The sequence below is a fragment of the Methylorubrum rhodesianum genome, assembly GCF_014199985.1.
GTDB classification, from domain to species: domain Bacteria; phylum Pseudomonadota; class Alphaproteobacteria; order Rhizobiales; family Beijerinckiaceae; genus Methylobacterium; species Methylobacterium rhodesianum.
Genome location: NZ_JACHOS010000002.1, coordinates 367,219 through 390,468, shown reverse-complemented (window position 1 = coordinate 390,468; position 23,250 = coordinate 367,219). Strand labels below are relative to the sequence as shown.

The 23,250-nt window shown below is 68.5% G+C and carries 23 protein-coding genes and 1 other RNA gene; 12 read left to right on the top strand and 12 right to left on the bottom strand.

The window, feature by feature from the left end; genetic code table 11:
* Positions 1-30 precede the first annotated feature (30 nt).
* From HNR01_RS04260 to HNR01_RS04235, 6 genes are all read right to left on the bottom strand, one after another.
* Positions 31-1,566 carry a DegQ family serine endoprotease gene (locus tag HNR01_RS04260; protein WP_153875297.1) on the bottom strand — a complete coding sequence of 512 codons (1,536 nt, stop codon included), beginning with the start codon at positions 1,564-1,566 and terminating at the stop codon, positions 31-33.
* Positions 1,567-1,679: 113 nt separating this feature from the next.
* On the bottom strand, positions 1,680-2,645 hold the full coding sequence (gene hflC, locus HNR01_RS04255; RefSeq protein ID WP_183666820.1) for a protease modulator HflC: 966 nt from the start codon (positions 2,643-2,645) through the stop codon (positions 1,680-1,682).
* A complete protein-coding gene (gene hflK, locus HNR01_RS04250; protein ID WP_183666818.1) occupies positions 2,642-3,784 on the bottom strand; it encodes an FtsH protease activity modulator HflK in 1,143 nt (380 codons plus the stop codon). Before hflK ends, hflC begins: the two co-directional genes overlap by 4 nt.
* Positions 3,785-4,065: 281 nt before the next feature.
* Positions 4,066-4,566, bottom strand: a complete 501-nt coding sequence (locus HNR01_RS04245; protein ID WP_183666816.1) for a dihydrofolate reductase — start codon at positions 4,564-4,566, stop codon at positions 4,066-4,068.
* Complete coding sequence (locus tag HNR01_RS04240; RefSeq protein ID WP_183666814.1) at positions 4,566-5,360, bottom strand: thymidylate synthase; 795 nt, start codon at positions 5,358-5,360, stop codon at positions 4,566-4,568. The genes HNR01_RS04245 and HNR01_RS04240 overlap by 1 nt, the downstream gene beginning before the upstream one ends.
* Positions 5,361-5,454: 94 nt before the next feature.
* On the bottom strand, positions 5,455-6,282 hold the full coding sequence (locus HNR01_RS04235; protein WP_183666812.1) for a CPBP family intramembrane glutamic endopeptidase: 828 nt from the start codon (positions 6,280-6,282) through the stop codon (positions 5,455-5,457).
* A gap of 42 nt (positions 6,283-6,324) precedes the next feature.
* Between HNR01_RS04235 and ssrA the strand changes: the two genes are divergently transcribed.
* Positions 6,325-6,701: a transfer-messenger RNA gene (gene ssrA / locus HNR01_RS04230) on the top strand.
* A gap of 56 nt (positions 6,702-6,757) precedes the next feature.
* Positions 6,758-7,411 (top strand): SspB family protein, encoded by a 654-nt coding sequence (locus HNR01_RS04225; protein ID WP_153875292.1) that lies wholly within the window; start codon positions 6,758-6,760, stop codon positions 7,409-7,411.
* 46 nt (positions 7,412-7,457) lie between these two features.
* Here the strand turns inward: HNR01_RS04225 and HNR01_RS04220 are convergent, their stop codons facing one another.
* The gene (locus HNR01_RS04220; RefSeq protein ID WP_183666810.1) at positions 7,458-8,861 is read right to left on the bottom strand and encodes a cytochrome P450; all 1,404 of its coding nucleotides are present in this window, start codon (positions 8,859-8,861) and stop codon (positions 7,458-7,460) included.
* Between the two features lie 124 nt (positions 8,862-8,985).
* Between HNR01_RS04220 and fumC the strand changes: the two genes are divergently transcribed.
* The 3 genes from fumC to HNR01_RS04205 are packed head-to-tail and all read left to right on the top strand — an operon-like array spanning position 8,986 to position 10,961.
* Positions 8,986-10,404, top strand: coding sequence for a class II fumarate hydratase (fumC, locus tag HNR01_RS04215; RefSeq protein ID WP_153875291.1), 1,419 nt, complete (start codon positions 8,986-8,988; stop codon positions 10,402-10,404).
* A 60-nt stretch (positions 10,405-10,464) separates the two neighbouring features.
* A complete protein-coding gene (locus HNR01_RS04210) occupies positions 10,465-10,653 on the top strand; it encodes a DUF4169 family protein (RefSeq protein ID WP_017485938.1) in 189 nt (62 codons plus the stop codon).
* Positions 10,654-10,691: 38 nt separating this feature from the next.
* A complete protein-coding gene (locus tag HNR01_RS04205) occupies positions 10,692-10,961 on the top strand; it encodes a ribbon-helix-helix domain-containing protein (RefSeq protein WP_043377338.1) in 270 nt (89 codons plus the stop codon).
* Here HNR01_RS04205 and HNR01_RS04200 read toward each other — a convergent pair.
* The 3 genes from HNR01_RS04200 to HNR01_RS04190 form a co-directional block, all read right to left on the bottom strand.
* A complete protein-coding gene (locus HNR01_RS04200; protein ID WP_017485939.1) occupies positions 10,884-11,369 on the bottom strand; it encodes an MmcB family DNA repair protein in 486 nt (161 codons plus the stop codon). The genes HNR01_RS04205 and HNR01_RS04200 overlap by 78 nt on opposite strands.
* Positions 11,370-11,453: 84 nt before the next feature.
* A complete protein-coding gene (locus HNR01_RS04195; RefSeq protein WP_017485940.1) occupies positions 11,454-12,233 on the bottom strand; it encodes a cobalamin-binding protein in 780 nt (259 codons plus the stop codon).
* Positions 12,234-12,240: 7 nt separating this feature from the next.
* Positions 12,241-12,762 (bottom strand): DedA family protein, encoded by a 522-nt coding sequence (locus HNR01_RS04190; protein WP_183666808.1) that lies wholly within the window; start codon positions 12,760-12,762, stop codon positions 12,241-12,243.
* A 115-nt stretch (positions 12,763-12,877) separates the two neighbouring features.
* Between HNR01_RS04190 and pdxY the strand changes: the two genes are divergently transcribed.
* Genes pdxY through HNR01_RS04175 form a run of 3 tightly spaced genes read left to right on the top strand, consistent with a single transcriptional unit; the run spans position 12,878 to position 15,400 of the window.
* Positions 12,878-13,729 (top strand): pyridoxal kinase PdxY, encoded by an 852-nt coding sequence (pdxY, locus tag HNR01_RS04185; protein ID WP_017485942.1) that lies wholly within the window; start codon positions 12,878-12,880, stop codon positions 13,727-13,729.
* Positions 13,730-13,749: 20 nt separating this feature from the next.
* A complete protein-coding gene (locus HNR01_RS04180) occupies positions 13,750-14,679 on the top strand; it encodes a PhzF family protein (RefSeq protein ID WP_017485943.1) in 930 nt (309 codons plus the stop codon).
* The gene (locus tag HNR01_RS04175; RefSeq protein WP_183666806.1) at positions 14,669-15,400 is read left to right on the top strand and encodes an NUDIX hydrolase; all 732 of its coding nucleotides are present in this window, start codon (positions 14,669-14,671) and stop codon (positions 15,398-15,400) included. Before HNR01_RS04180 ends, HNR01_RS04175 begins: the two co-directional genes overlap by 11 nt.
* An 18-nt stretch (positions 15,401-15,418) precedes the next feature.
* Here HNR01_RS04175 and HNR01_RS04170 read toward each other — a convergent pair whose 3' ends face one another.
* Positions 15,419-15,751 (bottom strand): hypothetical protein, encoded by a 333-nt coding sequence (locus HNR01_RS04170; protein ID WP_017485945.1) that lies wholly within the window; start codon positions 15,749-15,751, stop codon positions 15,419-15,421.
* Positions 15,752-16,216: 465 nt separating this feature from the next.
* Between HNR01_RS04170 and HNR01_RS04165 the strand changes: the two genes are divergently transcribed.
* The 4 genes from HNR01_RS04165 (at position 16,217) to dgcA (ending at position 21,996) form a co-directional block, all read left to right on the top strand.
* Positions 16,217-17,779 carry a 2-isopropylmalate synthase gene (locus tag HNR01_RS04165; protein WP_153875284.1) on the top strand — a complete coding sequence of 521 codons (1,563 nt, stop codon included), beginning with the start codon at positions 16,217-16,219 and terminating at the stop codon, positions 17,777-17,779.
* 192 nt (positions 17,780-17,971) lie between these two features.
* Complete coding sequence (gene ilvD, locus HNR01_RS04160; protein WP_183666803.1) at positions 17,972-19,807, top strand: dihydroxy-acid dehydratase; 1,836 nt, start codon at positions 17,972-17,974, stop codon at positions 19,805-19,807.
* Between the two features lie 184 nt (positions 19,808-19,991).
* Entirely contained in the window at positions 19,992-21,002 is a 1,011-nt protein-coding gene (gene dgcN / locus HNR01_RS04155; RefSeq protein ID WP_183666801.1) for an N-acetyltransferase DgcN, read from the top strand.
* A 13-nt stretch (positions 21,003-21,015) separates the two neighbouring features.
* Positions 21,016-21,996, top strand: a complete 981-nt coding sequence (dgcA, locus tag HNR01_RS04150; protein WP_183666799.1) for an N-acetyl-D-Glu racemase DgcA — start codon at positions 21,016-21,018, stop codon at positions 21,994-21,996.
* Between the two features lie 16 nt (positions 21,997-22,012).
* On the opposite strand, the gene HNR01_RS04145 is transcribed toward dgcA, so the two are convergent.
* Entirely contained in the window at positions 22,013-23,131 is a 1,119-nt protein-coding gene (locus HNR01_RS04145) for a transglycosylase SLT domain-containing protein (RefSeq protein ID WP_017485950.1), read from the bottom strand.
* Positions 23,132-23,250: the final 119 nt, after the last annotated feature.

Sequence of the window (23,250 nt, the reverse complement as noted above, 5' to 3'; positions counted from 1 at the left end):
GAACGGATCAATATCGGGATCGAGGCCCCGTCACTCCAGACCGATGGCGACGAAGCGCACGTCACCGCTCGCGCCGGCGACCAGCAGCAGCACCGACTTGCGGCCTTCCTTCTTCAGGGCCTCGACGCGCTTCGTGACGTCGGCCGGATTGGCCACTGCCTCCTGGCCGACCTCGACGATGACTTCGCCGGGCTGGATGCGCTTGTCGGCGGCGGTCGAGTTCGGATCGACCTTGGTGACAACCACGCCGTTCTTGACGCTCTCCTTGATGTTGTAGCGCCGGCGGGCCTCGTCGGTGAGGCCGGACAGGTTGAGGCCGAGGATCTGGCGGTTGGCCGATTCCGCCTCAGGCTGCTTCACGTTGGCAACCTGGGTCTTCTCGCCGTCCTCGAGGCGGCCGAGGAGGACCGACTTCGTCTGCTCCTCACCCTTGCGGACGATCTGGACTTCGACGGTCTTGCCGACCGGTGTCGCGGCGACGATGCGCGGCAGCTCGCTCGACGACTTCACCGGGACGCCGTTGAATTTGACGATGACGTCACCGACCTCGAGACCGGCGGTCTTGGCCGGCCCCTTCTCGTCGACGCCGGCTACCAGCGCGCCCTTGGCGCCGCCCTTCAGACCGAGCGCCTCGGCGGTCGATTCATCGACGTTCTGGATGCGCACGCCGAGCCAGCCGCGGCGCACCTCGCCGAACTGCCGGAGCTGGTCGATGACGGGGCTTGCCGTTCCCGAGGGCACAGCGAAGCCGATGCCGACCGAACCGCCCGAGGGCGAGAGGATCGCCGTGTTGATGCCGATCACCTCGCCGTCCATGTTGAACAGCGGACCGCCCGAATTGCCCTTGTTGATGGCCGCATCCGTCTGGATGTAGTTGTCGTAGGGGCCCGACTCGATGTTGCGGCCGCGGGCGGAGACGATGCCGGCTGAGACCGAGCCGCCGAGGCCGAACGGGTTGCCGATCGCCATCACCCAATCGCCCGGGCGCATCTTGTCCGAATCGCCGAAGGGCACCGCCTTGAGCGGCCGCTCGGCCGTCGGCTTCACCCGCAGCAGGGCGAGATCGATCTTCGAATCCTTGCCGATGATTTCCGCCTTCAGCTTGGTGCCGTCGGACAGGATGACCTGGATGTCGTTGGCGTCGCCGATGACGTGGTTGTTGGTCACCACGATGCCCGACGCATCGATGATGAAGCCCGAGCCCAGCGAGTTCGACTTGCGCGTCGGCCCCCGCGGGCTGTCGTCATCGCCCTTCGGAGCGCCCTGTCCGCGACGCTTGAAGAATTCCTCGAAGAGATCCTCGAACGGGGTGCCCTGAGGCAACTGCGGCATGGTCCGGCCGCCGCGATTGCTCGCCTCGACGGTCGTCGAGGCGGAGATGTTCACCACCGCGTCCGTCACCTTCTCGGCCAGGTCGGCGAGTGACTCCGGACCCCGGGCGAAGGCAGGAAGGGGCAGCGCTGTGACCGTGACGGTGACGCTCAGAACCGCGGCGGCCAGGGCCGACGAGGCGCGCCGGGCAAGAGACGGCGTTCGGCCCCGGACGGCGTTCGCGGCGAGTCTCATGGACGTTTCCTCAAGCTCCGAGAGTGCCCGGTGTCAGGCCGGCTTATAAGTTCGGCGGCCGGCACCCTCGATCAAGGGCGCCGGCCGGATCGGTCGGATCGGTCGCAGGCTGCTCAGCGCACCGCGCCGGTGGTCGCGTCGCCGGCGCCCGCAGCCGTGGGCTGGGCGGCGCCGTTGCGGGCACCCTGCGGGCGGCGGCCCTGCGGATCGTTGAAGTAGCGGAAGAAGTCCGAGTTCGGGCTCACCACGAGTCGCGTGTCCTGACCCTTCAGCGACTGCTCGTAGGCCTGCATCGAGCGGTAGAAGGCGAAGAAGTCCGCGTCCTGCCCGAAGGCTTCCGCCAGAATGCGGTTCTTGTCCGCGTCGCCCTGGCCGCGAAGCTCTTCCTGCTGCTGGTTGGCCTCGGCCAGGATCACGACGACGTCGCGGTCGGCCTTGGCGCGGATCAGCGTCGCCGCCTGATCGCCGTTGGCGCGGATATCGGTCGCCTCCTTCTTCCGCTCGGAGGTCATGCGGTCGTAGACCGCCTGACTGTTCTTCGCGGGGAGATCGACGCGGGTCATGCGCAGATCGACGATCTCGATGCCGAGACCCTTGGCCTGCCGGTTCACATCCTCTTGGATCGTGTTCATCAACTCGGAGCGCTCGGTCCGCACGATGGCGTCGCGGCTGGTGCGGGCCAGGACGTTGCGGAGGGCGGAGTTGGTGAAGCTCGCCAGGCGCTGGTTCGCCAGCGCGATCGTCCCGACCGACTGATAGAACTTCAGCGGATCGACGATGCGGTAGCGGGCGAAGGCGTCCACTTCGAGGTTCTGCCGGTCGGCGGTGAGCAGGGTCTGCACCGGCAGGTCGAGATCGAGCACCCGCTTGTCAAACAGCACGACGCTGTCGGTGAACGGCACCTTGAAGTAGAGGCCGGGCTTGTTCTGCCCGACCGGATTCAGCACGTCGCGCACGCGGCCGAGCTGAAGCACGAGGGCCTGCTGCATCTGCCCTACGGTGAAGACGGAGGCGTAGAGCCCGATCGCCACGACCGCGGCGACGAGGATCAGACCGGTCCGGATGGCTGGATTGTTCATCGGCTGCTCGCTCCGTTCGCCTGCGTCCGGCCGCCGTCGAGGAGCGGCAGCACCGGGAGCACGCCCGCAGCGCTGGCGCCGCCGGCCACGCCGCCGTTCTGATCGATGATGACCTTGTTCACGGAGCCGAGCACTTTCTCCATCGTTTCCAGGAAGATCCGCTCGCGGATCACCTCGGGCGCGGCCTTGTAGGAATCGTAGACTTGACGGAAACGGGACGCCTGACCGGTCGCCTCGGCCGTTGCCTGAGAGCGGTACGCCTCCGCGCCCTGGATGATCTTGCTCGCATTGCCTCGGGCATCGGGCACCACGCGGCTCGCATAGGTCTCGGCTTCGTTGCGGACCTGCTGGGCGTATTGCTGCGCCGCGTTCACGTCGATGAAGGCGGGGCGCACCTCCGGCGGCGGGGTGACGCTGGTGAGCTGCACGACCTCGATGCGGACGCCGGCGCCGTACTCGTCGAGGGCGCTCTGGACGATCTCCTTGACCTCCTGCGCGATGCTGGATTGCTCGTTGGTGAGGATCGCCTGGATGTTGCGGCGGCCGATCACCTCGCGCATCGCGCTCTCGGAGATGGCCTTGATGGTTCCCTCCGGATTGGCGAGGTTGAAGACGTAATCCTCGGCCTTGAGAGGATTGACGCGCCACTGCACCTCGAAATCGATGTCGACGATGTTCTCGTCACCGGTGAGCATCAGGCTCTCTTCCGGCACGTCGCGCTGACGCGTGGTGCTGCCGGTGGTGATGTAGCCGATCGGAATCGAGTTCACGATGCCGACGTTCGGCTTCTGGACGGCGCCGATCGGGTAGGGGAAGTTGTAGCGCAGGCCCTCGCCGGACTGGCCGGTGTAGCGCCCGAAGATCGTGTTGATGCCGACCTCGTTGGGCTTCACGATGTAGAAGCCGGTCATAAGCCACGCGCCGAGCACGAGGCCTGCCGCCACGAGGATTCCCTTGCCGCCTCCGAAGCCCCCGCCCGGCATCACGCCGCGGAGTCGATCCTGGCCGCGCCGGAGCAGATCCTCGAGATCGGGGGGCGTCTTGCCGCCGCCCCCGCCACCCCAGGGGCCGCCGCCATTGCCGCCGCCGGGACGGCCCCAGGGGCCACCTCCGCCGCCGCTCTGATTGCTCCAAGGCATTCTCGACGTGAACTCCTGCTGAAGCCGGCCCCCCGCGGATGCGGCAGGCCCTTGCCTGAAAACTCGATCCGCCGCCCGGCCTTCGCCCTGACAGGGGGCGGAAGAGGCCGGTTTCCCCAAGCGCCAGAACGCGTTTGCGGTGCCGCAAGGACGCCGCGCACCTGAGTGGCGCCGCGCGGTCCTGTCAAGGCTGGCAGGTGGGCCTGCACCGCGTCAACCGCAACGGCTATCCGAGCCGCGAATCTCCTTGCACCCCTGCGGCCAAAGCGCCGCCTGCGCGATCAACGATCGGCGACGCGCTCCAAATCCACGAATTGGAAGGCGAATTCGTCGCGTTCACCCGCCTCGTGCGCCTCGCGGAACGTCTCGCGGAAGGCGCTCCGGTCGAAGGAGGGAAAGTACGCATCGCCCTCCGGTGCCGCATCGACCTCGGTGAGGTGCAGCCGGTCGGCATGAGGCAGGGCGAGCCTGTAGATCTCGGCGCCGCCCACCACCATCAACTCGTTGCTCTCGGCCGCGGCCAGAGCCGAATCCCAATCGTGCACGACCGTGGCACCCGGGATGGCATGGCCACGCTGGCGCGTCAGGACGAGGCTGCGCCGGCCGGGCAGGGGACGGCCGATCGAATCCCAGGTCTTGCGACCCATCAGGATCGGCTTGCCCATGGTGAGCGCCTTGAAGCGCTTCAGGTCGCTGGAGATCCGCCACGCGAGATCGTTGTCGCGGCCGATCACGCCGTTGCGGGCGATGGCGACGACGAGGGAGATGTAAGGCCTGCCCATCAGACGGCCACCGGCGCCCTAATCGCGGGATGCGGTTCGTAGCCTTCGATCACGATGTCCTCGAAGCGGAAATCGAACAGCGAGCGCACTTCCGGGTTCAGGCGCAGCCGGGGCAGGGCCTTCGGTTCGCGCGTGAGTTGGAGGCGGGTCTGCTCCAGGTGGTTGGCGTAGAGATGCGCATCGCCGAAGGTATGGACGAAGTCGCCGGCCCGCAGCCCCGTCACCTGCGCGATCATCGCCGTCAGCAGGCCGTAGCTCGCGATGTTGAAAGGCACGCCGAGGAAGGCATCGGCCGAGCGCTGATAGAGCTGGCAGGAGAGGCGTCCCTCGGCCACGTAGAACTGGAACAGGCAGTGGCAGGGAGCGAGGGCCATCCGGTCGAGGTCGGCCGGATTCCAGGCCGAGACGATCAGGCGGCGCGAATCCGGGTTGCGGGCGATCTCGTCGAGAACCCAGGCGATCTGATCGACCGTGCCGCCGTCCGGCTTGGCCCAGCTGCGCCATTGCTTGCCGTAGACGGGGCCGAGATCGCCTTCCGCGTCGGCCCACTCGTCCCAGATCGTGACGCCGTTCTCCTTCAGATAGGCGATGTTGGTGTCGCCCTTCAGAAACCACAGCAATTCATGGACGATCGAGCGCAGGTGGAGCTGCTTCGTCGTCACCAGAGGAAAGCCTTCCGCGAGATCGAACCGCATCTGGTGGCCGAACACCGAGAGCGTGCCCGTGCCGGTGCGGTCCTCCTTGCGGACGCCCTCGGAGAGGATGCGGGTGAGCAGATCGTGATAGGCGCGCATGACCCCTCAGATCTGGCGGGCGCCCCGGCCGATGTCGAGTCGGGTGCCCTCGCCGTCCCGCCTTTCCCGACGTCTTGGTTACGCAACGGCACGGCTAACGGAGGAGGCTCGGTCCGAGCTGGTAGGCGATGAGGCAGAAATTGCTCCAGCCGTGGAGAAGGATGCAGGGCCAGAGCCGGCCGGTGCGCCAGCGCAGCCAGCCGAGCGTGAGCGCGAGCGGCAGCAGGGTCAGCGGCCGGGCCAGCGCGCCCTTGGCGCCGGGATCGAGGGAGACATGCGCGAGGCAGAAGAGGAGCGCCGTCGCCACGATCGTTGCCGCCGGCCCGAGGAAGGCGCTGGCCCGGGCGAAGGTCTCGCCCCGCAGCAGCAATTCCTCGGCGATCGGCGCCAGCACCACGACGAAGGCGAACCACAGGCCGAGCATCAGCGGGCTCAGGAAGGGCGAGAGCCGCACCCCGTTTGCGAAATTCATCTGCAGCGCCGCCGCGGTGGTCGTCACCCAGACGATATGGATTAGTGGCCAGAGCGGCAGCAGCAGCCAGAGCCGCCGCATCGACGCCCGCGCCTCAACGGGGCGGGTCAAGCCGAGACGTTGCCGCCAAGCGCCGCCCGCGGCCCAGGCCGCCAGCGCGACGACGAGCAGCGCCATCAGCACCTGCCGCACGGCATCCATCGCGACGGCGCGGCCGGCAACCTCAGAGAGGGGCAGGCGCGGGCGTGAGGCGCTGTCGGTCAGCGGGTCGATGCCGAGGCGCAGATCGCCTCCAACCCGGACGATGGCGATGGCGAGGCCGCTCGCCAGGACGAGAATCGCGAGCGGAACCGCGATGAGCAGAAGCATTCGGCCGAGCCACGCCAATCCCGCCTTGACCGTGGCGAGCGGCGGCTTCGACGGGCGCGCGTCGGCGAGGGCGGGCGGCATATCGGCCACGCTCGCAACGCGGAGCGGGTCTGAGCGCAGATCGCTCTTCAAAACCGCCGTCGGCCTCTCTATATTCGCTTTGCCGGTCGCAAGGCCGGCTATGGCGATAAACGTTCTTCGCAATAAACCTATCGGACCCGGGGGCGGTACCCGGCGCCTCCACCCGAACCCAGGACCGATGGCCGCACGGCCGCAGGTGCTGGGTTCCGGCGGGGGCGAAATAGGATCGACGAGGGCGTAAAGGTAGAGCTTTCGCTCGGCATGGTTCCGCCGTTATCGGGCCTTTGCAATAGTTGCCAACGACAACTTTGCTCCGGTGGCTGTCGCCGCGTAAGCGGTGCCAAAAACCGACCTAAAGTCCTAGCGGGTAGCACCGCATAGGCGGGGTTCGGAGGTACCTGGCAACAGAAACCTCCACTCATTTCCACGACCCGGCGCAGCCCAATCCCGGCCGTGACCGGTCAAGCGAGCGCCGATGGCCGAAGATCTGATCCGTTACGATCTCCTGGTTCAGGACGCCCTGCGCGGCGTCGTGCGCAAGGTGCTGACCGATGCCGCCCGCGAGGGGCTCTCGGGCGAGCATCACTTCTACATCTCGTTCCGCACCGAGGCGCCGGGCGTGCGCATGTCGCAGCGCCTGCGCGAGAAGTACCCGCAGGACATGACGATCGTCCTGCAGCACCAGTTCTGGGATCTCGGCGTCACCGAGCACAGCTTCGAGGTCGGCCTGTCCTTCTCCGGCGTGCCGGAGCGGCTGCTGATTCCCTTCGACGCGCTGTCCGGCTTCTTCGACCCGTCCGTGCAGTTCGGCCTGAAGTTCGACCTTAACGAGGGTGCCGAGGGCGAGCAGGCCGAGGAGACTCAGCCGAGCGCGCCGGTCAAGGCCGGTCCCCGCGGCGCGGCCTCCGAGCCTGCCGAGATCAAGCCGAAAGGCACGGGCCTCGCGACGGTCCAGGGCGGCCCGAAGATCGTCCCGGCCCTTCCGGTCGGCGGCAAGGCCAAGGCCGACGGCAAGCCGGACGACAAGTCCGAGGACGGCAGCGAGGCCAAGCCCGAGGCCGCCGAGAAGACCGAGCGCGACGGCACCGCCGAGGTCGTCAGCCTCGACGCCTTCCGCAAGAAGAACTGATCCCATTCCGCGCACCGCTCCTCACCCGGAGGAGCGGTCGGGCGCGTCAGGTGCGGCGCTGCGCCACCATCCGCAGCCCGTCCTTCGGCCGCAATGTCACGCGGTGGAGCGGCGTGACCGGCGGATGGTCCGCAGGCAGAGTGAGCCGCACCGCCCGCGCGACCTGTGCGAGCACCAGGGTGGCCTCCTGTACGGAAAAGCTCTGACCGATGCAGATTCGCGGGCCTGCCCCGAACGGCAGGTAGGCGAAGCGCTCGATCGCATCCCGGGCACTGCCGAAGAAGCGTTCGGGCATGAAGGCATCCGGCTCGTCCCACAGCTTGCGGTGCCGGTGCATCACCCAGGGTGCGATGATGACGGTGGAGTTGCGGGGGATCTTCACGCGCCCGAGCCGGTCCTCGCGCAGCGCCTGTCGGCTGAGGAACGGCACCGGAGGGAACAGCCGCATCGTCTCCTCCATCACCGCCTTGGTGAAGGGCAGCCGGTCGAGCCTCAGCGCGCCGTCCGGTCCCGCGGCGGCATCGGCCTCCGCCTCGACGCGGGTGCGGGCCGCCTCGTCCTGCGACAGGCAGTAGAGCGCCCAGGTCAGCGCGTTGGCCGTGGTCTCGTGGCCGGCGGCGATGAAGGTGACGATGTTGGCCTTCACCTCGATGTCGGAGAGGCCGCGGCCGGTTTCCGGGTCCTGGGCGGCCAGGAGCAGGGTCATCAGATCGTGGGGGGCCTCGCCGCGGGCGAGCGCCGCCTTGCGCTGCTCCAGCAGCGTGTCCACCACCTCGGCAAAGAAGCGCAGCGCCGGTCGCGCGCGAAGGCGGCCGAGCCGCGGCACGAAGGCGGGAAAGCCGAACACATCGAGCGGATCGATCGGTCCGATTGATTCGAGTAGCCGGGTGATGGCGCGCCCGAGTGCGTCGGGATCGCCGGGCAGTCCCTGCGTGAAGATCGTCCGCTCCAGCACGTCGAGGGTGGCGCGGGTCATCTCCAGCGCGACGTCGACGGTGGCGCCGTCCCGACGCGCCAGCCGCCGGCCGAGGCGGGCGCCGGCGGCATCCATCTGCGAGACGAAGCCCGCCACATGGCGTGCGGAAAAGATCGGTGCGAGCGTGCGGCGCTGCAGGCGCCACTCGTCGCCCTCCGCGGTCAGCAGGCCGTTGCCGAGGCCCGGCGCCAGAACCCGCTTCTGAAGGTCGTCCTTGCGGTAGTTCGCGGCCCGTTCCACCAGCAGATAGCGCACCAGGGCCGGATCGCTGACGACGGTGACCCGTCCCATCGCCGTCTCGCCGGCGACGACGAACTCCTCGAAATGGGCGTCCATCCAGGTGGCGATCGGATTCTCGCGCACCTTTTTCAGGAAGGCGAACAGGCCGAGCGGTCGGGTCAGCGGCGGCGGAACCCTGGGACGGAACGGTCCGGCAACCGTGGTGCGGGCCGGGCGGGACGGCATATCCAGCATAAGGACGGGAGAACCTCGGCGGTGACGGAGTGTGCAATGCGTCATTCCCCGTTTCGGGTCGGCATCGCGCTCGGCATCGTGCTTCGTTAAGTAGGGCCGCATTCGAGCCAACGAAGAGGCCACGATGTCGCCGCACCAGAACCCCGCCGTCGAGACGCGCACCGAGTCCGACACCTTCGGCCCGATCGAGGTGCCCGCTCACCGCTACTGGGGTGCCCAGACGCAGCGCTCGATCCAGAACTTCAAGATCGGCACCGAGCACCAGCCGGCCCCGCTCGTCCACGCGCTCGGCATCGTCAAACAGGCGGCGGCCCTGGTGAACAAGGATCTCGGCGGCCTCGATCCGAAGATCGCCGACGCCATCGCCGAATCGGCGGCCGAGGTTGTCGCCGGCAAGCACGACGACGAATTCCCGCTGGTGGTCTGGCAAACCGGTTCGGGTACGCAGTCCAACATGAACGCCAACGAGGTGATCGCGAGCCTCGCCAACGAGCGGCTCGGAGGAAAGCGCGGCGGCAAGTCGCCGGTCCATCCCAACGATCATTGCAACCGCGGCCAGTCCTCGAACGACACCTTCCCCACCGCCATGCATATCGCGGCCGCGCGCGAGGTGCAGGAACGGTTGCTGCCGGCCCTCTCCCACCTGCACGCGGCGCTCGACGCCAAGGCCAAGGAGTTCGACAGCATCGTCAAGATCGGCCGCACCCACCTGCAGGATGCCACCCCGGTCTCGCTCGGTCAGGAATTCTCCGGTTACGCCGCGCAGGTCGCCCTCGGCGGCGCCCGCATCGCCGCGACGCTTCCCGGCGTGCTGGCGCTGGCGCAAGGCGGCACCGCCGTCGGCACCGGCCTCAATGCGCATCCGGAATTCGCGGAGCGCTTCGCGGCCAAGGTCGCCGAGTTGACCGGCCTGCCCTTCACCTCCGCCGAGAACAAGTTCGAGGCGCTCGCGACCCACGACGCCCTCGTCTTTCTCCAGGGCGCGCTCACGGCGCTCGCCTCGGGTCTGTTCAAGATCGCCAACGACATCCGCCTGCTAGGCTCCGGCCCGCGTTCGGGCCTCGGCGAACTGTCGCTTCCCGAGAACGAGCCCGGCTCCTCGATCATGCCGGGCAAGGTCAATCCGACCCAGTGCGAGGCGCTGACCATGGTCTGCGCGCAGGTCGTCGGCAACGGTACCACGGTGAGCTTTGCCGGCAGCCAAGGCCATTTCGAGCTCAATGTCTTCAAGCCGGTGATCGCCAACGCGGTGCTGCAATCGGTGCGGTTGCTCGCCGACGCCTCGGTCAGCTTCACCGACAACTGCGTCGTCGGCATCAAGGCCAACACCGACCGGATCAGCGACCTGATGAGCCGCTCGCTCATGCTGGTGACGGCGCTGGCGCCCTCGATCGGCTACGACAAGGCCGCCGAGATCGCCAAGACCGCCCACAAGAACGGCACCACCCTGAAGGAGGAGGCGCTGCGGCTCGGCTACGTCACGGAGGAGGAGTTCGAGCGTGTCGTTCGCCCCGAAACCATGCTGGCGCCGAGCGCCGAATAGGCGCTAGTCTCGTTTCCCGGCGCGGGCTCTCCGCGCCGGGTCGTCGAGAGGGCTGACGCGATGGCCGAGATCATCAACCTGCGCCAGGTGCGCAAGGACCGTGAGAAGGCGGCGAAACAGGCCAAGGCCGCGGAGAACCGCGTCCTGTTCGGCCGGCCGAAGAAGGCGAAGACGCTGGCCGAGACGCGCAAGGCCATGGAGCAGGCCCGCCATGAGGGCCATCGCTTGGCCGATCCCGACAAGGAATGACGCGCGCTCCGCTACGGGAGAACGCGAAACGTTCGGTGATGATCGCGGGCCATCGCACCAGCGTGTCGCTGGAGGCGGAGTTCTGGAGCGCGCTGCAGGACATCGCGCGCGGGCGCGGGCAATCGGTTCAGGCGCTGATTGGCGCGATCGATTCCGAGCGCGGTGAGCGTAACCTGTCCTCGGCGATCCGGGTGTTCGTGCTTCGCGTGTTCCGCGACGGATCGGCGCCGTCAGAGCGCCCCTTCCCTGATCGCGCCGGGATCGGCGAGGGCGTGCAGGAGGCCGGCGGCAGAATGGGCGAAGCGTAGCGTCACGGCCTTGCGCCGGGCCGGGCTCAGGGGATGGTCGGGCGGCTCGCGCAGGATCGCAGCGCCGAAGGAATCGGCGACGATCAGACCGCATTCCTCCGGGATCAGCGTTTCGGGCACCGTCTCGGGGATCGCGAAGAAGAAGCGGTCGCAATAGTCCCGGTAATCCGGCCATTTGCGGTCGGCGCGAAAGTCGGCGACACTCGACTTGATCTCGACGATGGTGAGGCGTCCCGCCCCGCAGAGCGCGATCACGTCGGCGCGGCGTCCATTGGCGAGCGAGAATTCAGGCAGACTCACGCAGCCCATCTCGGCGAGCAGACGCCGCACACCGCGCTGGATGTTCAGCGCGGTCGGCGACTGGCGCCGGTCGGGCGGCAGGACGATGTTGGCGAGGGCTGTGGACATGCGCGGGCGATGGCTTGCGGATGCGGCCGAATCGAGTCCGCGCATCCTGCCAGCGGGACGGCCCCGGTGTCACCGGCTGCTTTGTCACATCGCCAGCGCTGCCCGGATCGCCGCGAACCCATCCGTCAGCGCTGCCGGACCGGGCTGGAGGATCAGCGGCGATTTGATTTCGTGAATGCGCCCCGCCACCACTGCGGGAATGCTGCTCCAGCCGGGGCGGGCGCGGATGCGCTCGATGTTGACGCGCTTGCCGCACCAGGAGGCGAGGATCACGTCGGGCGCCGCCGCGATGACCTGCTCGCCGGTGACGATCCGATCCTTCGCCGCCGGCTCGCGACTCAGATGCGGAAACACGTCCCGCCCACCGGCGAAGCCGATCAGGTCGGACACCCAGCCGATGCCCGAGATCATCGGCTCGTCCCACTCCTCGAAATACACCTTGAACCGTGGTCGTCCCGCGCTCTCGGCCGCAGCCTCAGCAAGGCGCGCCTCGTAGCCGCCGGCCAGCGCCTCGGCCCGTTCCGCCGCACCGACAAGGGCGCCGACGGTGCGGATCATCGCGAGGCAGCCGGCCGCGTCGCGCTGGTTGAACAGGTGGACCGCCACGCCCGCGCGGCCGAGACTGGCGACGATCTCCGCCTGGAGATCGGAGAAAGCGAGGACGAGGTCCGGCTGGAGCGCGAGAATCTTTGGCAGGTCGGCGCTCGTGAAGGCCGAGACCCGCGGCTTCTCCCGGCGCACCTGCGGCGGGCGCACGGCGTAGCCCGAGACGCCGACGATGCGCCGATCCTCGCCAAGCAGGTAGAGCGTCTCGACGGTCTCCTCGGTGAGGCAGACGATGCGTTCGGGCGGGAAGCAGCGCATGGGCCCATCAGTAATGCAGCCAGGTCAGCAGGCCCGCACCAGGGGCGAGCAGCACGAAGGCCCAGACGAAGGCCGAACTCCAGTTCGCGAGATGGAACGGGATGCGCCGGAGGCCGAAGCTGCCGGCGACCAGCGGCACCACCGCCCGCGCCGGGCCGATGAAGCGGCCGATGACGATCGCCCCAGCGCCCCACCGTCGCAGGAACGCCTCAGCCTTGGCGGTCATCTCCGGATGCCGGCTCATCGGCCAGAGGCGCTTCACGCCGTCCTTGTAATAGAAGCCGACCTCGTAGGAGACCCAGTCCCCCAGCCCCGCGCCGATCCCGGCGCCGATCACCAGCGGCCAGAAGGGCAGATCGCTGCCCCCGATCAGTGCGCCGATGCCGAGCAGGATCGCGGTGGCCGGCACCAGCAGCGACAGCACCGCAAGCGATTCGCAGAAGGCGATCACCCCCGTCACGACCGGTGCCCACGCCTTGTAGGTTTCGATGAAGGTGAGGATGGACTGGCGTGCGGCGTCGAAATCCATACTCACTCCGGAAGCGGGTCGTGTCTGGCTGAGCCGTAACGCATCGCTGCATCGATCGGATGCGCGCGGTCGTGGCCCGCGCTATCACGGCGCGGAAAGCGGATACCGGAGCACCATGAAGGTTCTGTCGATCCAGTCGCACGTCGCCTACGGTCATGTGGGGAATTCCTCAGCCGTCTTTCCGATGCAACGCCTCGGCGTCGAGGTGTGGCCGGTGCACACGGTGCAGTTCTCGAACCATACCGGCTACGGGCAATGGCGCGGGCGCGTCTTCGACGGACCGGCGGTCGAGGAGGTGGTGCAGGGCGTGGCCGAGCGCGGCGCGCTGAAAGACTGCGACGCGGTGCTGTCCGGCTATATGGGTTCGGCCGATATCGGCACCGCGATTCTGCGCACCGTCGCCGCCGTGCGGGCGGCCAACCGCGAGGCGCTCTATTGCTGCGATCCGGTGATCGGCGACACCTATTCGGGCGTCTATGTCCGGCCCGGCATCGCCGACTTCATGCGGGCGCAGGCGGTGCCTGCCGCCGATATCCTCACCCCCAACCAATTCGAGCTCGACCTGATCTCGGATGCCCCGAGCGACACGCTGGAGGCAGCCAAGCGCGCGGCCGCCTCGGTGATGGCGCTCGGACCGCGAGTCCTGCTCGTCACATCGCTCACCACCGCCGAGACGCCACCCGACGCCATCGACATGATGGCGGCAGAGGATGGCTCGTTCTGGCGCGTGCGTACCCCGCGCCTCGACCTGAAGGCCGTCTCCGGAGCGGGCGATGCCGTCGCCGCGCTCTATCTCGTGCATTATCTGCGTACGCGCTCGGCGGCCCTGGCGCTCGGCATGGCGGCGGCCTCGATCCACGGGCTGCTGCGGCGGACCGCCGAGGCCGGCTCGGAGGAGTTGCTGACCGTCGCGGCGCAGGAGGAGTTCGTCGCGCCGAGCGCCGCCTTTCCGGTTGAAATCGTCTGAACGCCTCTGAAGGAGCCGTGATGCAGGAACGCCGCTTCGCCACCCTCGACGTGTTCACCGACACGCCGCTCGCCGGGAACCCGCTCGCGGTGGTGCTGGACGCGGAGGGGCTCGACGGAGGCGCGATGCAGGCGATCGCCCGTGAGTTCAACCTGTCGGAGACGGTGTTCGTCCTGCCGCCGGAGGAGCCGCGGCACCGGGCACGCCTACGCATCTTCACGCCCACCCGTGAATTGCCCTTCGCCGGGCACCCGACCGTCGGCGCCGCGGTGCTGCTGGCGCTTCGCGACCGCGCCGAGCGGCAGGCGGCGGCCCAGGCCGATGCCGCCGCCTTCGGCCTGGAGGAGGAGATCGGCACGCTTTCCTGCGCCGTCGAGGCGGCGGAGGACGGCGGCAGCGGCCGCGCCCGGTTCAAGCTGCCCGTGCTGCCGAGCTATCTCGGCGATGCCGTGGCGAAGGATTCCCTGGCCTCGGCCTTGGGGCTGAAGCCCAACGAGATCGGCTTCCACCGTCATCAGCCGAGCCGGCACGGCGCCGGCCCGCTCTTCACCTTCGTGCCGCTGGCCTCCGGCGAGGCGCTGGCGCGCGCTCGGCTCGATGTCGGCCGGTTCGAGCGCCTGTTTCCTCAGGCGCAGGCCGATGCTCTCTACCTCTACGCGGTCGATGCGGAAGGACTCGGGCATCGCTATTTGGCGCGGATGTTCGCACCCCATCTCGGCGTAGCAGAGGACCCGGCGACGGGCAGCGCCGCCGCCGCGTTCGCCGGCGTGCTGATGCAGTTCGAACCGCTGGGGGAGGGCACGCACGACGTGGTGATCCGCCAGGGCCTCGCCATGGGCCGACCGAGCACGATCGACCTTCAACTCGTCATCACCGAGGGGGCGCTCCGCTCCGTGGAGATCGGCGGTCAGGCGGTGGTGGTGAGCGAGGGCGTGCTGCGTGTCGGTTGAGATCGTGGCCGGCGCCGCTCCCGGCTTCAGCCTCACGGCCCTCGACCGCGTCTCAGCCCGGCGGGTCGATCACGATTGGGCTTGGGCGCGCGACAACGCCGAGGCGATCGACCGAAACTGGGAGCGGCGCAAGGCGGAGACGCCGGGCCTGTTCGATGGGCCGGTCTACCTCGCCAATGGCTGCTCGATCGCGGACGGCGCCTGCGAGGCTCACCTGTTCGAGGTGCGCTACTCGCGCTTCATCGCATTCCGGGACGCCGGCGTGCCCGACGCATTGGTGGCGAACGCTTTCGCGGCGATCGTCCCGCATAGCGGCGACGGCGCCGTGCTGCTCGGCGTGATGGGCGCGCACACCGCCAATGCCGGCCAGATCTACTTTCCCTGCGGCACACCCGATTCCGGTGACCTGCGCGCCGACGGAACGGTCGATCTCGCCGGCAGCGCCGCGCGCGAGTTCCTCGAGGAGACCGGTTTGACGCTGCCAGAGGGAGCCGAGGAGGCGTGGGTGCTCCTGCGCGGCGACGGGCAACTCGCCTTCCTGCGGCCCGTCCGCTTCGAGGCCGACGCCGAGACGCTGAAGGCCCGCATCGAAGCGCATCGCGGCCACGAGGACGAGCCCGAACTCGCCCACTCTGTCATCGCCCGCTCGCGCGCCGATATCGACACGGCGAGGATGCCGGGCTTCGTGCAGGCCTATCTCGCGAGCGTCTTCCCCGAGTAGGTGCCGAACGGGCGGCTCCTAACGGTAGCCGTAGCGCGCCTTGGCCGCCGCGAGCAGGCTCATCGCCTCGCCTTCACGGCCGGCGGCGCAGGCGCCTGCCGCCTTCGACAGGTCAGCGCCGAATCGAGTGCCGACCTGCGCCGAGAGATCGCCGGTTCTCACATCCGTCTCGACGATCGCCTGAGTGCGGGCGATGCTGGGGCCGCAGCCGGTGCCGGTCGGAAGCGGCGCGACGGCGACTGCGGGGGCCGCGGCGACTGCCGCGACCGGCGGCGGCGCGCTCGATTGGCAGGCGCTGAGGGCGCCGCCGAGGAGGATGAGGGAGACGGCACGGTAGAGCGGCGCGGGCACGACGGATCTCTCCGGTTGCGAGAGGAGGTTCGCTGCAGCCAAGCTTGGCCGGCGGGTTGTGCCCCTGCCGGGCGGGCCGGTCAATCTTGGCCGTCGCGCGGCTCAGCGTCACAAGGCTCAGCGCCACGCGACTCAGCCATGTCCTTACGGCCATGTGCTTGTCACGATCCCCGGCAGTCGGTACATACCGCCACCCTGGTCGCAGGCGGTTTGCCGGCGAGTCAGCCTCTGAGGAGAATCGAGCGTGGCCCCTGGCCGCTCCCTGCAGACGAACGACAGCGCCGCTTTCGCGGCCGCGTCGTCCTGCGCGCTCATTCTCGTAGGCCTGCTTCTTAGCCGCCCCTGAGGGCCGTCCGGGCGCGACCGCCTGGGCTCTCAGGGGGTGCCGCTCGTCAACCGGAAGACAGGCTTTTCCGGCGCCGCTCCCGAGGAGTCGAGCGCGCCGGCTGCGAGGAACGAAGACCCATGGCGAACACCACTCACAGCGCGAAGGACCGCGTCGTCATCTTTGACACGACGCTGCGCGACGGCGAGCAATGCCCCGGCGCCACCATGACCCTCGACGAGAAGCTCGCGGTGGCCGAACTGCTCGACGGGATGGGCGTCGACATCATCGAGGCAGGGTTCCCCATCGCCTCCAACGGCGACTTCGAGGCCGTCTCCGAAATCGCCCGGCGCACCCAGCGCGCCACTGTCGCCGGCCTCGCTCGCGCGATTCCCGCCGACATCGCCCGCGCCGGTGAGGCGGTGCGTCACGCGCAGCGCGGCCGCATCCACACCTTCGTCTCGACCTCGGCGATCCATCTCGCTCACCAGATGCGCAAGACGCAGGACGAGGTGATCGAGATCATCCTGAAGACCGTGACCCAGGCCCGCGACCTCGTCGAGGACGTGGAATGGTCGGCCATGGACGCGACCCGCACCGACATCGATTACCTCTGCCGCTGCGTCGAGGCGGCGATCCGCTCGGGCGCCACCACGATCAACCTGCCCGATACGGTGGGCTATGCCACGCCTCAGGAATACGGCGCGATGTTCCGCGCCGTGCGCGAGCGCGTCCCGAATGCCGACAAGGCGATCTTCTCCGTGCATTGCCACAACGACCTCGGCTTGGCGGTGGCGAACTCCCTGGCCGGACTGGAGGGCGGTGCCCGGCAGATCGAGTGTACGGTCAACGGCATCGGCGAGCGGGCCGGCAACGCCGCGCTCGAAGAGATCGTCATGGCGATCCGCACCCGCGCCGACGTCATGCCGTACGACACCGGCATCGACACGACGATGCTGACCCGCGCCTCGAAGCTCGTCAGCCACGCGGCGAACTTCCCCGTACAGTACAACAAGGCCATCGTCGGCCGGAACGCCTTCGCCCACGAGAGCGGTATCCATCAGGACGGCATGCTCAAGCATTCCGAGACTTACGAGATCATGACCCCAGCCTCCGTCGGGCTGGCCAAGACCTCGCTGGTGATGGGCAAGCATTCGGGTCGGGCGGCGTTCAAATCGAAGCTGTCTGAGCTCGGCCTCTCGCTGTCGGACAACCAGTTCCAGGACGTGTTTGAGCGCTTCAAGGATTTGGCCGACCGGAAAAAGCACGTCTACGACGAGGATATCGAGGCGCTGGTGGACGAGAATCGCGCCACTGCCCACGACCGCATCAAGCTGATGTCACTCTCGGTGATCGCCGGCACGCGGGGTCCGCAGCGCGCCACGATGAAGATCGAGATGGACGGCCGCACTTTCACCGAGGAGGCCGACGGCAACGGCCCCGTGGACGCGGTGTTCAACGCGATCCACGCCATGGTGCCCCACGACGCGGTGCTGGAGCTCTACCAAGTCCACGCCGTCACCGAGGGGACCGACGCGCAGGCCGAGGTCTCGGTCCGCCTCAAGGCCGGCGAGCGCTCGGTCACGGCGCGCGGCGCGGATCCCGATACGCTCGTGGCCTCGGCCAAGGCTTACCTGTCGGCACTCAACAAGCTGTCGGCGGCGTCCGTTCGGCTGCACGCCCAGCACGCCGCGGTGGTCTGACCCACAGCGTTTTCCTACCCGATACCCTCATCCTGAGATGCCGTGGCAGCGGTCTCGAAGGAGGGTTCCAGGGATCGCGCGACTGGCTTGAGCCCTCCTTCGAGGCTCCGCTTCGCTTCGCGCCTCAGGATGAGGGCGTGTTCTTGGACGATCGGCTTGACGGTCGATCAGAACCGAAAAGTCCCGAAAGAAATGCCCGCCTATCGCTCCCGCACCACCACCCACGGCCGCAACATGGCCGGCGCCCGCGGCCTGTGGCGCGCCACCGGCATGAAGGATTCGGATTTCGGCAAGCCGATTATCGCGGTGGTGAACTCGTTCACGCAGTTCGTGCCCGGCCACGTCCACCTGAAGGACCTCGGCCAGCTCGTCGCCCGCGAGATCGAGCAGGCCGGCGGCGTCGCCAAGGAGTTCAACACCATCGCGGTCGATGACGGTATCGCGATGGGTCATGACGGGATGCTCTACTCGCTGCCGTCCCGCGAGCTGATCGCCGACTCGGTCGAGTACATGGTCAACGCGCATTGCGCCGACGCCATGGTCTGCATCTCGAATTGCGACAAGATCACCCCCGGAATGCTGATGGCGGCGCTCCGCCTCAACATCCCGGCGGTGTTCGTCTCCGGCGGGCCGATGGAGGCGGGCAAGGTCGTGATGAACGGCGTCACCCGCAAGTTCGACCTCGTCGACGCGATGGTGGCGGCGGCCGACGACCGCGTCTCCGACGAGGACGTCGCGGTCATCGAGCGCTCCGCCTGCCCGACCTGCGGCTCGTGCTCGGGCATGTTCACCGCCAATTCCATGAACTGCCTGACCGAGGCGCTCGGCCTGTCGCTGCCCGGCAACGGCTCGACCCTTGCCACGCATGCCGACCGCAAGCGCCTCTTCGTCGAGGCCGGTCACCTCATCGTCGATCTGGCCCGCCGCCACTACGAGCAGGACGATGCCAGCGTCCTACCCCGCGCGATCGCGACGATGGCCGCCTTCGAGAACGCGATGACGCTCGATATCGCCATGGGCGGTTCGACCAACACGGTGCTGCACCTCCTCGCGGCCGCGCACGAGGGCGAGGTGCCCTTCACCATGGCCGATATCGACCGGCTCTCCCGCCGCGTGCCAGTGCTGTGCAAGGTCGCGCCCGCAGTCGCCGACATCCACATGGAAGATGTGCATCGCGCCGGCGGCATCATGGGGATCCTGGGTGAACTCGACCGCGCCGGCCTGATCGACCGCTCCGTCGGCAATGTCGGCTCCGGCACGCTGGGCGAGGCGCTCGACCGATGGGACGTGACGAAGACCCAGAGCCCGTCGGTGCAGGAATTCTTCCGCGCCGCTCCCGGCGGTGTGCCGACCCAGGTCGCCTTCAGCCAGGCCTCGCGCTGGGACGAGCTCGACCTCGACCGGGAAAAGGGCGTCATCCGCGATGCCGAGCACGCCTATTCGAAGGATGGCGGCCTTGCGGTGCTCTACGGCAACCTTGCCGAGGACGGCTGCATCGTGAAGACGGCGGGCGTCGACGCCTCAATCCTCACCTTCACCGGAACGGCCCACGTCTTCGAGAGCCAGGACGCGGCGGTCGACGGCATCCTCAACGGCCGGGTGAAGGCCGGCGAGGTGGTGCTGATCCGCTACGAGGGCCCCCGAGGCGGCCCCGGCATGCAGGAGATGCTCTATCCCACGAGCTACCTGAAATCGAAGGGCCTCGGCAAAGCCTGCGCGCTCGTCACCGATGGCCGCTTCTCGGGGGGCTCGTCGGGCCTCTCCATCGGCCACGTCTCGCCCGAGGCTGCGGAAGGCGGCTTGATCGGCCTCGTGGAGCACGGCGACCGGATCGAGATCGACATCCCGAACCGCCGCATTCACCTCGCCGTGGACGAGGCGGTGTTGGCCCAACGCCGCGCCGTGCGCGAGGCGGAGGGCTGGCGTCCGGCCGCCCCCCGCAAGCGCAAGGTCAGCACGGCTTTGCGTGCCTACGCGATGCTCGCCACCAGTGCCGCCAAGGGTGCTGTGAGGAGAATCGAGGACTAGGCAAGGTCCCGGTCTCGGGTCATCCGAGATCTCTCACACTGTCACGCCCGCGTTCCGAAAGCGCTTCGGCGTGAGGAAGGAGGTGCTGTCGCAGGAATGCGGCGGCTCTCCCTCGCGCAACGGGCACGGATCACGCATAGACGCGTTCTCAGGCGGAGCTTCGCTCCGGACGGGACCATCGCCGATGCAGATCGCCACCCCCTACCTGATGTTTCTCGGCGACGTGCCGGACCGGCTCGCCGCCAAGACCGCCTATGGGATCAATGATTGGCGGCCGGAATGGTGCGTCGGCCAGCTCCGGATGGAGGGCTGCGCCGCCGATCTCGGCATTCCCGACCTGACGCTGGAGGAGGCGGTCGCCAAGGGCTGCAGGACCATGGTCGTCGGCGTCGTCAATGCCGGCGGCGTGCTGCCCGAGCACTGGGTCACCGAGATCGTCGCCGCGCTTCGTTCCGGCCTCGACGTGGCGAGCGGCCTGCATGTGCGGCTCGGCTCGATCCCTGCGATCGCCGAAGCTGCGGAGCGTCACGGGCGCGCCCTGCACGACGTCCGCCACACCACCGAGACTTTCCCGACCGGCAAGGGCACCAAACGTCCGGGCCGGCGCCTCCTCACCGTGGGGACCGATTGCTCCGTCGGAAAGAAATACACGGCCCTTGCCCTGGAGCGCGGCATGCGCGAGCGCGGCTTCGACGCCGATTTCCGCGCCACGGGGCAGACCGGCGTGTTCATCTCCGGCCGGGGCGTCGCCATCGATGCGGTCGTCGCGGATTTCATCTCCGGTGCCGTCGAATGGGTCGCCCCCGCCGCGGAGCCGAACCACTGGGACCTGATCGAGGGACAGGGCTCGCTGTTCCATCCGTCCTTTGCCGGCGTCAGCCTCGGCCTGCTGCACGGCGCACAGGCGGACGCGTTCGTCGTCTGCCATGAGCCGACCCGCACGCGCATGCGCGGCGTCGAGGCAAGTCTGCCGACAATCCAGGAGGTGATCGATCTGACGATCCGCTGCGGCTCGCTCACCAATCCCGCCATCCGCCCCGTCGGCATCGCCGTCAACACGCAGGCGCTGCCCGAGCCACAGGCGCGCGCCCTGCTGAGCGAGGCGGAGGCTGTCCATGGCCTGCCCGCCACCGATCCCGTGCGCTTCGGTGTCGAAGACATCGTCGATCGAATCGCCGCCGAGTTCCCGGCCTGAGGGAGAACTGCCGATGCCGCGTCTCACCGTTGCCGTCGAGCGCTTCCCCATCGCCGGATCGTTCACGATCTCCCGCGGCAGCCGCACCGAGGCGGTCGTCGTCGTCGCCACCGTTGAGGACGGCGCGTTTCGGGGCCGGGGAGAGTGCGTGCCCTACGCCCGTTATGGCGAGACGGTCGAGAGCGTCACCGCCGCGCTCGAGGAGCAGGCCGAATGGATTGCCGGCCGAGGAGGGCGCTTCGATCTCGCGGGGCGGATGAGGCCGGGTGCCGCCCGCAATGCCCTCGACTGCGCCCTCTGGGATCTCGAGGCAAAGCGCACTGGCAGACCCGCCTACGAACTCGCCGACGTCGCCGCACCGGTGCCGGTCACCACCGCCTACACGCTGAGCCTCGGTGACCCCGAAGCCATGGAGGAGGCGGCCCGCAGGGCGGCGCACCGGCCGCTCTTGAAGGTGAAGCTCGGTGGCCGGGGTGATCCCGAGCGGATCGCCGCGGTGCGCCGCGGTGCGCCCGAATCCCGTCTCATTGTCGATGCCAACGAGGCGTGGACCCCTGAGACGATCCGGGACAACCTCTTGGCTTGCGCGGCGGCCGGGGTCGCTCTGATTGAGCAGCCGCTTCCGGCGGGCGAGGACGGGCTCTTGGCCGAGATCGACCGCACCATCCCCATCTGCGCCGACGAGAGCCTGCACGACCGCGCCGGACTCGACGCGCTGGCCGAGCGCTACGACGCGATCAACATCAAGCTCGACAAGGCCGGCGGTCTCACCGAGGCGCTGAAGCTCGCCCAGGAGGCCCGGGCGCGCGGCTTTGAGATCATGGTCGGCTGCATGGTCGGCTCGTCGCTCGCCATGGCGCCGGCGATGCTGATCGCGCACCACGCGGCCTACGTCGATCTCGACGGGCCGCTTCTGCTGGCTCGGGACCGGGAGCCGGCCCTGCGCTACGAAGGCAGTACGGTCCACCCGCCGCTGCCCGAATTGTGGGGGTGAGGCCTGCCTCCAGCCTCTACTGCACCGAGTGAAGCGCGAGGGACGGCGCCACGGATTCGTTGATCCGCAGGCGCGCATCGAGGATCGGCTCGGCCGGCTCGTCGGCCAATTGCTGGGCGAGGTCGGCGATGGCCTGATACTGGCTCAGCCGGCGGTCGATCATGCCGTCGAGCTTCTCATGGACTTCCGCCACGGTCAGGCTGCGGCGCTTTCCGCCGTCCTTCGCGGTGAAGATGGCGCGGTTGGCCCGCGCGGCGCGGCCGAAAGCCGCCTTGGCCACCTTGTCCGGATCCTCGGCGCTGAGCGAGAGGAATTTGCCCGCACTCGCGGTGCCGAGAAAATGCGCGAGGTAGAGTTCGGTCGTCTTCAGTTCGCGCCCGATCCGCGCCTCGATCCGGCTCCGGTCGCGCTTGATCAGCTCGCCCGCCATCAGACCGGACACGTAGGGGTCGTTGCGTAGATCGAGGACCCGCTTGCGCGTCGCCGCGTCGGCGATGGTGATGCCGGAACCGTGGCCCTTCACGGCAGCCGCCTCGCCGGCGAGCCCGTGCTTGGCGCCGTACTGGCGGATCATCTCAAGCCACGTGCCGGTGACGAATTGGAACAGACCCTGCGCCGAGGAGGCGGAGGACTTCACACTCGTGTCGAAGCTCGATTCCTTGTCGGCGAGCGCCATCATGTAGACGGGATCGACGCCGGTGACTTCGGAGGCCTTGAGGATCGTTTCCACAAGGGTGCGCGGCACGCTCATCTCGCCGAAGCGCAGGATCTCATCGTCATTGTCGGAGCGCGGCGTCGTGAATGCCGCCTGCAGGCGCTCGATCGGGGCGGTCAGTCCGCCATCCTGGCCGAGCAGTGCAGTGCCGCCCCACTCCGCTTCCGCACCGGCCGGGCGGAGATCGGCCCGCACCATCATCGGGATCGATATCGAGACCTTCGCGTTTTCATAGGCCGACACAGCCTGTGGCGCGGTCAACAACAGGGTGACGCCGGCAGTCACGGCGGCCAAGCGGCGCACCAGCAGCGCACGAGTGCGCGACGGGCGCTGGGACGCCTCGCTGTTGGTATCCGACCCGCAAGGCACGAATCGGCTCACGTCGTCGGCGCGACGCGCCGGCTCCGGGTAAACCCCCATCGGTCTTCCTTGTTGATGCCTCGGCGTTCTTGGGTGCCGGGCTTCGTTTTGACCGGCGGAGGTTTCGCCGCCGGGTGTGACCACAATGGGACCACCGCGTGATCCAAACGTGATCCCGT

Bases quoted from the DNA above. Each gene is read 5' to 3' on its own strand.
- hflK (WP_183666818.1), bottom strand. From the start codon at position 3,784: ATGCCTTGGAGCAATCAGAGCGGCGGCGGAGGTGGCCCCTGGGGCCGT.
- HNR01_RS04235 (WP_183666812.1), bottom strand. From the start codon at position 6,282: ATGCCGCCCGCCCTCGCCGACGCGCGCCCGTCGAAGCCGCCGCTCGCC.
- HNR01_RS04145 (WP_017485950.1), bottom strand. From the start codon at position 23,131: ATGGGGGTTTACCCGGAGCCGGCGCGTCGCGCCGACGACGTGAGCCGA.
- fumC (WP_153875291.1), top strand. From the start codon at position 8,986: ATGTCGCCGCACCAGAACCCCGCCGTCGAGACGCGCACCGAGTCCGAC.
- HNR01_RS04245 (WP_183666816.1), bottom strand. From the start codon at position 4,566: ATGGGCAGGCCTTACATCTCCCTCGTCGTCGCCATCGCCCGCAACGGC.
- dgcA (WP_183666799.1), top strand. From the start codon at position 21,016: ATGCCGCGTCTCACCGTTGCCGTCGAGCGCTTCCCCATCGCCGGATCG.
- pdxY (WP_017485942.1), top strand. From the start codon at position 12,878: ATGAAGGTTCTGTCGATCCAGTCGCACGTCGCCTACGGTCATGTGGGG.
- HNR01_RS04210 (WP_017485938.1), top strand. From the start codon at position 10,465: ATGGCCGAGATCATCAACCTGCGCCAGGTGCGCAAGGACCGTGAGAAG.
- HNR01_RS04260 (WP_153875297.1), bottom strand. From the start codon at position 1,566: ATGAGACTCGCCGCGAACGCCGTCCGGGGCCGAACGCCGTCTCTTGCC.
- dgcN (WP_183666801.1), top strand. From the start codon at position 19,992: ATGCAGATCGCCACCCCCTACCTGATGTTTCTCGGCGACGTGCCGGAC.
- HNR01_RS04205 (WP_043377338.1), top strand. From the start codon at position 10,692: ATGATCGCGGGCCATCGCACCAGCGTGTCGCTGGAGGCGGAGTTCTGG.
- hflC (WP_183666820.1), bottom strand. From the start codon at position 2,645: ATGAACAATCCAGCCATCCGGACCGGTCTGATCCTCGTCGCCGCGGTC.
- HNR01_RS04195 (WP_017485940.1), bottom strand. From the start codon at position 12,233: ATGCGCTGCTTCCCGCCCGAACGCATCGTCTGCCTCACCGAGGAGACC.
- HNR01_RS04220 (WP_183666810.1), bottom strand. From the start codon at position 8,861: ATGCTGGATATGCCGTCCCGCCCGGCCCGCACCACGGTTGCCGGACCG.
- HNR01_RS04180 (WP_017485943.1), top strand. From the start codon at position 13,750: ATGCAGGAACGCCGCTTCGCCACCCTCGACGTGTTCACCGACACGCCG.
- HNR01_RS04225 (WP_153875292.1), top strand. From the start codon at position 6,758: ATGGCCGAAGATCTGATCCGTTACGATCTCCTGGTTCAGGACGCCCTG.
- HNR01_RS04165 (WP_153875284.1), top strand. From the start codon at position 16,217: ATGGCGAACACCACTCACAGCGCGAAGGACCGCGTCGTCATCTTTGAC.
- HNR01_RS04240 (WP_183666814.1), bottom strand. From the start codon at position 5,360: ATGCGCGCCTATCACGATCTGCTCACCCGCATCCTCTCCGAGGGCGTC.
- HNR01_RS04200 (WP_017485939.1), bottom strand. From the start codon at position 11,369: ATGTCCACAGCCCTCGCCAACATCGTCCTGCCGCCCGACCGGCGCCAG.
- HNR01_RS04190 (WP_183666808.1), bottom strand. From the start codon at position 12,762: ATGGATTTCGACGCCGCACGCCAGTCCATCCTCACCTTCATCGAAACC.
- ilvD (WP_183666803.1), top strand. From the start codon at position 17,972: ATGCCCGCCTATCGCTCCCGCACCACCACCCACGGCCGCAACATGGCC.